8 protein-coding genes are annotated in these 9532 nt (G+C 73.9%); all 8 read right to left on the bottom strand.

Features of this window, described 5'->3' with window-relative positions; translation table 11 throughout:
* Positions 1 to 123 precede the first annotated feature (123 nt).
* The 8 genes from ACIPRD_RS21680 to ACIPRD_RS21645 all read right to left on the bottom strand — a co-directional run bounded on the left by ACIPRD_RS21680 (position 124) and on the right by ACIPRD_RS21645 (position 9370).
* The gene (locus ACIPRD_RS21680) at positions 124 to 1578 is read right to left on the bottom strand and encodes an NCS2 family permease (protein ID WP_401565126.1); all 1455 of its coding nucleotides are present in this window, start codon (positions 1576 to 1578) and stop codon (positions 124 to 126) included.
* A gap of 168 nt (positions 1579 to 1746) precedes the next feature.
* Positions 1747 to 2544, bottom strand: a complete 798-nt coding sequence (locus ACIPRD_RS21675) for an HAD family acid phosphatase (RefSeq protein ID WP_401565123.1) — start codon at positions 2542 to 2544, stop codon at positions 1747 to 1749.
* Between the two features lie 177 nt (positions 2545 to 2721).
* Positions 2722 to 4443, bottom strand: coding sequence for an L-arabinonate dehydratase (gene araD, locus ACIPRD_RS21670; protein WP_401565121.1), 1722 nt, complete (start codon positions 4441 to 4443; stop codon positions 2722 to 2724).
* A complete protein-coding gene (locus ACIPRD_RS21665; protein ID WP_401565118.1) occupies positions 4440 to 5351 on the bottom strand; it encodes a dihydrodipicolinate synthase family protein in 912 nt (303 codons plus the stop codon). Before ACIPRD_RS21665 ends, araD begins: the two co-directional genes overlap by 4 nt.
* A complete protein-coding gene (locus ACIPRD_RS21660) occupies positions 5348 to 6103 on the bottom strand; it encodes a GntR family transcriptional regulator (RefSeq protein WP_401565185.1) in 756 nt (251 codons plus the stop codon). The genes ACIPRD_RS21665 and ACIPRD_RS21660 overlap by 4 nt, the downstream gene beginning before the upstream one ends.
* Before the next feature lie 241 nt (positions 6104 to 6344).
* Positions 6345 to 6932, bottom strand: a complete 588-nt coding sequence (locus ACIPRD_RS21655) for a TIGR03086 family metal-binding protein (RefSeq protein WP_356398894.1) — start codon at positions 6930 to 6932, stop codon at positions 6345 to 6347.
* A gap of 213 nt (positions 6933 to 7145) precedes the next feature.
* On the bottom strand, positions 7146 to 8432 hold the full coding sequence (locus tag ACIPRD_RS21650) for a hypothetical protein (RefSeq protein ID WP_401565114.1): 1287 nt from the start codon (positions 8430 to 8432) through the stop codon (positions 7146 to 7148).
* Positions 8429 to 9370, bottom strand: a complete 942-nt coding sequence (locus ACIPRD_RS21645) for a 5-dehydro-4-deoxyglucarate dehydratase (RefSeq protein ID WP_356398890.1) — start codon at positions 9368 to 9370, stop codon at positions 8429 to 8431. The genes ACIPRD_RS21650 and ACIPRD_RS21645 overlap by 4 nt, the downstream gene beginning before the upstream one ends.
* Positions 9371 to 9532: the final 162 nt, after the last annotated feature.

Here is a 9532-nt window from a genome sequence, read left to right as displayed (position 1 = left end):
CGCCCGGCGCAACGGTGGGGGCCCGCCGGGCCCCACGGCGGTGTTTGCCCGCCGCCCTAACGGCCCCGCCCGGGGGGGGGGGGGGGGGGCGGCCCCCCGCCCCCCCCCCCCCGCGCCGGACGGCTACTTCACTCCCAGCAGCTGCTCCACCGGGTCGATCGCGAAGTAGACCACGAACAGCGCGGAGACCGCCCACAGCAGCCAGTTGACCTCCCTGGCCCTGCCCAGCACCGCCTTGAGGACCACGTAGGACACGAAGCCCGCGCCGATGCCGTCGGTGATCGAGTAGGTGAACGGCATCACGGCGATGGTGAGGAACGCCGGGACGGCGATCTCGTACCGGTCCCAGTCGATGTGCTTGACGTGGCTCATCATCAAAAAGCCCACCGCGATCAGCGCGGGCGCCGCCGCCTGGAGCGGGACGATGGTGAGCAGCGGGGTGAGGAAGAGCGCGAGGCCGAAGAGCCCGCCGGTGACCAGGTTGGCGAAGCCGGTGCGGGCCCCCTCGCCGACGCCCGCGGCGGACTCGATGTAGGCGGTGCTGGAGGAGGCCGAGCCGACGCCGCCGGCGACGGCCGCGGCGCCGTCGATGAACAGGACGCGGCCGATGCCCGGCACCTGCCCCCGCTCGTCCAGCAGCCCGGCCTCCGCGCTGACGCCGACGATGGTGCCCATGGCGTCGAAGAAGTCGGACAGGACGAGGGTGAAGACGAGCAGCACGGCGGTGAGGAAGCCCACCTCGGCGAAGCCGCCGAACAGGCTGAAGTGACCGACGAGCCCGAAGTCGGGGGTCGCGACGATCCTGTCGGGCAGCTTCGGCGTGGTCAGCCCCCAGCTCTTGATGTCCGCGACGGCGTCGATCACGATCGCGACCACCGTCGTCGCGACGATGCTGATGAGGATCGCGCCCTTCACCTTGCGGGCGAGCAGCGCGACGGTCAGCAGCACGCCGAGGCAGAACACCAGCACGGGCCAGCCGGTCAGCCGGCCGTCGGCGCCGAGCTGCACGGGCACGGTGGTGTGCGCGGCGTCGGGGACACGGCTGACGAAGCCGGCGTCCACGAAGCCGATGAAGGCGATGAACAGGCCGATACCGACGCCGATGGCCTGTTTCAGCTGCTGCGGGATCGCGTCCATGATCGCCTTGCGGAGCCCGGTGAGCACCAGCAGGCAGATGAGCAGGCCCTCCACGACGACCAGGCCCATCGCGTCGGGCCAGCTCATCAGCGGGGCCAGCTGGAAGGCGACGACGGCGTTCAGGCCGAGCCCGGCGGCGATGGCGAGCGGGAGGTTGCCGCCGACGCCCATGACGACCGTCATCACACAGGCCACCAGCGCGGTGGCGGTGACGAGCTGGCCGGTGTCGAGGGAGTGCCCGAACTTGTCCTTGGCGCTGCCCAGGATGATCGGGTTCAGGACGAGGATGTAGGCCATGGTGAAGAACGTGGCGAAGCCGCCGCGTATCTCCCGGCCGAAGGTCGATCCCCGTTCGGAGATTCTGAAGTACCGGTCGACGCCGTTGCCGCCCGGGGGCGGCGCGGCGTCGGACCGCTGGTCCGCCTTCTGTGTCTGGGCCATGACCGACACCAACTCCTCATCATCAACAGGCTGTTGTGCGCGGATGCTGGCTGGATTGTTCCCCCGGAAGGGCGGTCTCAGGTTCCCGTCGTGTTACGGAATCGGCCGCGGCACGCGGACCGGCCCCCGCCCCGGCGGAGAATCGCCGGTGACGAGGGCCGGGGCGCGTCAGGAGACGAAGTACGTCGGGTTCGGCAGCTTGTAGGTCCGGTCGGCGTGGCCGCCGTCCAGGTCCGAGTACTGGTCGCCGAAGTTGGCGATGATGTCGTAGCCGAGGTCGTCCTCGATGTGCCCGCGGGTGCCGCCCTTGTACTGCACGGTGGTGCAGGTCCAGGTGCCCGGGGTGGCGCAACCGCTCAGGTAGGCGGGCGGGTTGGCCTTGTTCTTGAGGAACATGTGCGCGGCGTCGAGGTTCACGTCGGCACCGACCTTCTTCAGGTTGGCGACGGCGCCGGCGCGCTGGTCCTCGCTGAGACCGGAGTTGTAGAAGACCTCGACGCCCTTGGACTGGGCGTACCGGACCAGCTCGGGGCTGCCGAACACGGCCGGGCGGTCCGCCCGGTTGACGTAGTCGTTCCACGTCGTGGGGTTGTACGTGTAGTTGTAGCGCTTCTCGTAGTCGAGGCTGAGCAGCAGCGTGTCGTCGATGTCGAAGACGACGGCCGGCTTCTTCCCGTGCCGGTGGGCCTTGCGGGCCGCCCGGTCGATGTACCCGCGGGCATCGGAGTCGATCCGCGCCAGGTCCTTGGCGTACGGGCTGTCCGGGGACGCCTGGTACACGCCGGCACTGTCGGCGGCCGTGCCGTAGTAGGCGTCGATGTCCTTCACCAGGACCCCGATGTTGTACGGCTCGTGGGTCGAGTTCGCCGTCGACTGGCCGGCGGTGGCCGCGCCGGCGCCGTACAGCGCCGAACCGGCGACGACACAGGCGGCACCGACGGCGGCCGCTCTGAGGGACTTCCGCATGGAATCTCCGGATCTGCAGGAATCTGACGATACGTGACATGACCTGAAGGCAGAGGATCAGGCCACGCACTGTCTACGCGCATCACACCGGGAGCGCACGGGGTGTTACCCGATCGATATGCGCCAACTCCCCCGCAGTACGGCCGGAATCGGGAAACAGCGGCACCGGCCGGGACGTCAGCCCGCGTACGGGTCGGGCACCTGCCCCGGCCGGGACAGGAACGCGAAGTCGCAGCCCGTGTCGGCCTGGCTGATCTGCTCCTCGTAGAGCGCGCCGTAGCCGCGCGTGTACCGGGCGGGCGGCGGGGTCCATCCCGCCGTCCTGCGCGCCAGCTCCGCCTCCTCCACGTGGAGATGGAGCCTGCGGGCGGCCACGTCCAGGGTGATGAGGTCGCCGGTGCGGACCATCGCGAGCGGGCCGCCGACGTACGACTCGGGGGCGACGTGCAGCACGCAGGTGCCGTAACTCGTCCCGCTCATCCGGGCGTCGGAGACGCGGACCATGTCCCGTACGCCCTGTTCCAGCAGATGGGCGGGGATGGGGAGCATGCCGTACTCGGGCATGCCGGGACCGCCCCGGGGACCGGCGTTGCGGAGCACCAGGACGCTGTCCGCGGTGATGCCGAGCGCGGGGTCGTCGATGGTGCGCTGCATGACGCGGTAGTCGTCGAAGACGACGGCGGGGCCGGTGTGCCGGAGCAGCCGGGGCTCGGCGGCGATGTGCTTGATGACGGCGCCGTCCGGGCAGAGGTTGCCGCGCAGCACCGCGACCCCGCCCTCGGGCGCGAGGGGGTTGTCCCGTGGCCGGATGACGCCGTCGTGGTGCACCCGGGCACCGGCGAGCTGTTCGCGCAGGGTGTCGTGGGCGACCGTGGGCCGGTCCAGGTGGAGCAGGTCGGGGATGCGGGAGAGGAAGCCGGGCAGGCCGCCCGCGAAGTGGAAGTCCTCCATGAGGTACTTCTGTCCGCCGGGGCGGACGTCGGCGAGGACGGGGACCGTGCGGGCGATGCGGTCGAAGTCGTCCAGGCTCAGGGGCACTCCGGCCCGGCCGGCCATCGCGATCAGGTGGATCACGGCGTTGGTGGAGCCGCCGAGGCCGAGGACGGTGGTGACGGCGTCCTCGAAGGCCTCCCGGGTGAGGATGTCGCGCGGCCCGAGGTCCCGGTGGACCAGTTCGACGGCCGTCCGGCCCGCCCGGGCGGCCATCCGCTCGTGCCCGGAGTCCACGGCCGGGATGGAGGAGGCGCCGGGCACGGTCATGCCGAGCGCCTCGGCCGCCGCGGTGAGCGTGGACGCGGTGCCCATGGTCATGCAGTGGCCGGGCGAGCGGGCCAGGCCGCTCTCCAGTTCGGCGATCTCGCAGTCGCCGATGAGTCCGGCCCGCCGGTCGTCCCAGTACTTCCACATGTCGGTGCCGGAGCCGAGGACCTCGCCGCGCCAGTGGCCGGGCAGCATGGGCCCCGCGGGCACGAACACGGCGGGCAGCCCGGCGGACGCGGCGCCCATCAGCAGGGCGGGCGTGGTCTTGTCGCAGCCGCCCATGAGCACCGCGCCGTCGACGGGGTAGGACCGCAGCAGTTCCTCGGTCTCCATCGCGAGGAGGTTGCGGTAGAGCATGGGGGTCGGCTTCTGGAAGGTCTCGCTCAGGGTGGCGACCGGGAACTCCAGCGGGAAGCCGCCCGCCTGCCACACCCCGCGCTTGACGGCCTGGGCGCGCTCGCGCAGGTGCACATGGCAGGGGTTGATGTCCGACCAGGTGTTGAGGACGGCGACGACCGGCTTGCCGAGGTGCTCCTCGGGCAGGTAGCCGAGCTGGCGGGTGCGGGCGCGGTGACTGAAGGAGCGCAGGCCCCCGGTGCCGTACCACTGGTGGCTGCGCAGCTCCTCCGGCCGCTTCACCGCGACCAGCCGGCGACGATCGCGGCGACCTCGGCCCGTGCCTCCCCGTCCGGCGGTGTGCTCGGCGGGCGGACGTCGGCCCGGCACAGGCCGAGGACGGCGAGCGCCTCCTTGACGACGGCGACGTTGTCCGCCGAGCCGTGGGCGGCCCGCAGTTCCTCGAAGCGGCGGATCCGCTCCCACACCCGCATGGCGGCCGGGTGGTCACCGGCCCGCAGCGCCTCCAGCATGGTCAACGACAGCGCGGGGGCGACGTTGACGAGTCCGGAGGTGAACCCGGTGGCGCCCGCGCCGAAGTAGGCGGGCGCGTAGGTCTCGGCGAGGCCCGCCACCCACACGAACCGCTCCAGGCCGGCGTCCCGGGCGAAGGCCGCGAAGCGCGCGGCGTCCGGGACGGCGTACTTGACGCCGATGACGTTCGGGCAGCCGTCCGCCAGTTCGGCGAGGCGGGCGCCGGGCAGGCGGGCGTCGCGCACGTAGGGGACCACCCCGAGACCGGGCACGGCCTCGGCGACGGCCCGGTGGTAGGCGACCCAGCCGGCCTCGGAGACGTACGGGTGGACGGGCTGGTGGACCATGACCATCCGGGCGCCGAGGGCCTCGGCGTGCCGCGCGGAGGCGACGGCGGTGGGCAGGTCGTGGCCGACGCCGGCCAGGACGGTGGCGCGGTCCCCCGCCTCGTCCACGGTCAGCTCGACGACCAGGCGGCGCTCCCCGGGGGCGAGGGAGTGGAACTCGCCCGTGTTGCCGCCCGGGGTGAGGGTCCTGATCCCGGCGTCGAGCAGGCGGCGCAGCAGGGCCCGGAAGGCGTCCCGGTCGACCGAGCCGTCCTCGGCGAAGGGGGTCACGGGGATGGCCACCACGTCGGCCAGGGCGGCCCGCTGGGCCGCGAACTCCGGACTGCTCACTGTTCCCCTCCCTGTCCCTGCTTCTCTTGCTGTTCCTGCTCCAGTTGCTGTTGCTGCTCCTGCTCCCGCTCCTGCGGGCACGAGGCGGGGAAGGCCCGCCGGGTGAACGAGGTGATGTGGGCGTGCAGGGCGTCCGCCGCGCCGGCCGCGTCGCCGCCCCGCGCGAGGCGGAGGATCTCCCGGTGCTCGGCCGCCTCCCGCTCCCAGGAGGGGTCGGCCGCCCAGGCCACGGCGGCGACGAGGGCGGCCTGGTCGCGGACGTCGTCGAGCATCCGGGCCAGCAGCGGATTGCCGCACGGCAGGTACAGGGCACGGTGGAACGCCCGGTTGGCGAGGGCCCGTTCGGCGGTCGTGCCCGCGGCGTCCGCGCGGTCCAGCGCGTCCTCCGCGGCGTCGAGAGCGGCGCGGCGCGCGACCGTGCGGCGCAGGGCCTCCGGCTCCAGCAGCAGCCGTACGTCGTGGACCTCGCGCGCCGTCACGGCGTCCACCGTGCGCACGGTGACGCCCTTGTACTGGCTCATCACGACGAGTCCGGTGCCGGCGAGGGTCTTCAGCGCCTCGCGCACCGGGGTCTTGGACACCCCGAAGAACGCGGCCAGTTCGGTCTCGACGAGCGGCTGTCCGGGCGTCAGCGTGCCGGTGAGGATGCGGTGCCTGATCGCGTCCAGCACGTACTGGGTGCGGGACGGGACCGGGTCCGGGGCGGGAGGGGGGATCGGGGCGGGAACGGGGGTGGGCCTGGGGCTGGGCACAGCGGTCACGGACGCCTCCCGGTGACACGGCCGCGCGGGCTCGCGGCCGTGAACTCGTCCACCGCGCCTCGTATATGACGTATGGCGTATCGCGTATGGCGTATGAGGCGCGACGCGTCGAAGTTAGGAGGGGGCCCGCGTTTCGTCAATGCCGCCGGCGGAAGACGCGCGGGAACCCGCCGGGTCCGGGCGGGACGGACCGCGGTTCACCCCCTGGGGGCGTCGCGGAACGTGCGGAGACCTAGGGGCGCCATTGGGGGTCGCGGCCGCTCAGGCCGACCGCGCGGTCCAGGGGCAGGGCGTCGGCCGGGACCGGTACGACGGGGCCGAAGGGGCCGTTCTCCCGGTCGAGGCCGCCCGCCGCGGCGGCGAGGAAGCCGAGGGCCGCCTCGACGGCGGCGGGGTCGGGCTCGTAGGGCACGCCGAGGGCGCGGGCCAGGTCCCAGCCGTGGATCACCAGTTCGTCGGCGACGACCGCGCCGGCGACGGCGCCGGGCAGGTCCACCCCGCCCGCGCGGGTCATGCCGGTCCACGCCTCCGGGTCGCGCCAGGCCTCGGCCAGCCCGTCCAGCGCCCCGGCCAGCCGCTCGCGCCAGTCGGGGGCGAGCTGAGGAAGACCCGCCTGCGGGCTGGTGTCGGTCGTCGGTCCGAGATCCTTGCGGGCGGCGTCCCCGAAGGCGACGGCCAGCCCGCTCAGGTGGGCCAGCAGTTCGCGCACCGAGTAGTCCGGGCACGGTGTGGGGTACGCCAGCCGCTCGTCGGTCACCTGGTCGGCGAGCCGCGAGAGGACGCGGGCCTGGGCACCGAGATCGAAGACGGGGTGGGTCATGCCGTGCTCCTTGCGCGTGGGGCATCCGTGGCCGGGTGCGGGGGTGACATCCGTACCCACGAGTGACCGTTCCGGGCACGGGAACTCATCGGAAGCCCCCTCACCGGCCCACGCCCGGCCCGCCACCGCCGTCCCGTACCTCCTCCCCCGTACCTCCTTCCCCGTACCTCCTCCGCTGGCCCTGCCCGCCCCTGGTCCCGCCCGTCTCCTCGCTCAGCGTGCGGACAGGGCGTCGCGGACCGCGGACAGGTCGGCGTCCGACGCCAGTCCGGCGTGGTACAGGCGCAGTTCCGTCGCCCCTTCCGCACGCGCGCGGGCCGCGTCCGCCGCGAGGGTGCCGGGGCTGCCGCCCAGGCCGGCGACCACCGGGAAGTTCGCCGCGAGGACCGGGGCCGCGCGGACCGGCCGCCGCTCCCCCTCAGGCAGCCTCTCCCCCTCAGGCAGCCCCTCCGACTCAGGCCGCCCCTCCCGCCCGGACCGCCCCTCCCGCTCAGCCCGTCCCGCCGCCCCCGCCCCCGCCCGCGCCTGTGCGGCGAAGGGCGCCAGCAGGGACGTGCCGCCCGCGCACGGGACGACCACGCCGTCGGCGACGGACAGGATGTGGGCCGGGTCGACCCCGGCGTCGGCGCCGCAGTGGTACGGCACCGGGTCCGCGTGCAGCAGCACCTGGAAGCCCTCGGGCGCGGCGGCGCGCACGGCGGCGACGGCCGCCTCCTGGAGGGTGCGGGCGGTCTCCTCCCGCCACGCGCGCGTGGCCGACGCGGTGTCCTCCCCGAGGAGCCCGCCCACCGCCGCCCAGCCCCCGTCGTCCGGAGCGCCGCGCCACAACGGCTCCAGGGCGGTCCGTACGGCGGCCGCGAGCGCGTCGGGGTCCAGGCCCCGTCCGCCGTAGCCGGCGCGGCAGTCGGGGCAGAAGCACAGGGACATCAGGTACTGCCCGGCCTCCCCGAGGGCGACCCCGGCGGTCTTGTCGTGGGCGTGCAGGTGCCGCAGCCCGTACCAGCCGAGGGACTCCAGTTCGGTGCCCCGCGCACCCGGCCGTACGGCGGCCTCGGCGGCCAGCGCGGTCAGGTACGCGCGCGTGGCGGGCTGGGCGATGCAGGGCGCCCACGGGTAGCGGTCGCCGTAGGCGTTGACGACGGAGGTGTCCGGGTGTTCAGCGCCCAGGCGGGAGCTGTGCGCGAGGACCACCCAGCTGTGCACCTCCAGACCGGCCGCGCCGAGCGCCTCGGCGGCCCGCCCCCACGCGTCGCCGGGGGCCCAGCGGCCCGCAGGGTACGGGCGCAGGGCCCGGCCCGCCCAGCGGCCGTCGGGCGGGTAGAGGGCGGCCGCGTACTCGGCGGTGACGACCCGGTGGCGGGGGTGGCGCGGGGTCAGGGCGCGGGTGGAGTGGTAGGCGGCGGCGAGGGTCACCTGTGCCACGCCGAGTCCGGCGATCAGATCCGGGGCGGCGGGGTCCCCGTCGACGTCCCAGGGGTAGACGAACGCCGACGCCTTCACGCACCCGCCTCCAGCAGCGCGTGGCCGCGTTCGATCAGCCGGGCGAGCTGCTTGACGTGGTCCTCCGCGGGCTCGTGCAGCGGGGGCCGGACCTCGCCGACGTCCAGACCGCGCAGCCGTACGCCCGCCTTGACGAGGGAGACGGCGTATCCCTGTCCCTGCGCGCGCAGTTCGACGAAGGGACGGTAGAAGCCGTCCAGCAGGCGGTCCGCGGTGGCCCGGTCGCCCGACTCCAGCGCCCGGTGGAAGGCCAGGGCGATCCCGGGGGCGAAGCAGAACACGGCGGAGGAGTACAGGGTGATGCCGAGGGCGCGGTAGGCGAGCTGGGTCTGCTCGGCGGTGGGCAGCCCGTTGAAGTACAGGAACTCCCCCGCGCCCTCGGTGCGCACGGCGCTGACGATCCGCTGCATCAGGTCCAGGTCGCCGACACCGTCCTTGAGGCCGATGACGCCCTCGGTGCGGGCGAGCGCGGCGACGGCCGGCGGGGTGAGGACGGCGTTGTCGCGCTGGTAGACGATCACCGGCAGGGCGGTCGCGGCGGCGATCTCGCGGTAGTGCCGCAGCAGGCCCTCCTGTCCGGCGACGACGAGGTACGGCGGCATGGCGAGGAGCCCGTCGGCGCCCGCCCGTTCGGCGAGGCGCGCGTAGCGGACGGCGAGCGCGGTGCCGTACCCGGCGCCCGCGATCACCGGGACCCGGCCCCCGGCCGCCTCGACAGCGGCCCGGACGCAGGCCTCGAACTCCTCCGGGAGCAGCGCGTGGAACTCGCCGGTGCCGCAGGCGGCGAACACGGCGGCGGCTCCGTCGTCGACGCCCCGGCGCACATGGGCGCGGTAGACGTCGAGGTCGACCGAGCCGTCGGGGCCGTAGGCGGTGACGGGGAAGAACAGCGGCCCGCGGGGATCGCTGAGCCGGGCGGCGAGAGGGGCTGACGTCACGGGCGCTCCCTGTCGGTGCGTACCACAGGTGCACGCATCTGATCGGTGTCCATATCTCTGAACACCCTCACGCTAAGGGCCGCCCACGAGGGCGGTCAAGCGGGCGAACTGCCCACCGGGGAGCGGATTTCCGCACTCCACAGCAGCCCGGGACCCCCTTGA

This window comes from Streptomyces sp. NPDC090108 (assembly GCF_044747185.1).
Lineage (GTDB): Bacteria > Actinomycetota > Actinomycetes > Streptomycetales > Streptomycetaceae > Streptomyces.
This window is presented reverse-complemented; position numbering and strand designations above follow the sequence as displayed.

Coding starts and splice junctions, on each gene's coding strand:
- ACIPRD_RS21680 (WP_401565126.1), bottom strand. CDS start 1,578: ATGGCCCAGACACAGAAGGCGGACCAGCGGTCCGACGCCGCGCCGCCC.
- ACIPRD_RS21675 (WP_401565123.1), bottom strand. CDS start 2,544: ATGCGGAAGTCCCTCAGAGCGGCCGCCGTCGGTGCCGCCTGTGTCGTC.
- ACIPRD_RS21655 (WP_356398894.1), bottom strand. CDS start 6,932: ATGACCCACCCCGTCTTCGATCTCGGTGCCCAGGCCCGCGTCCTCTCG.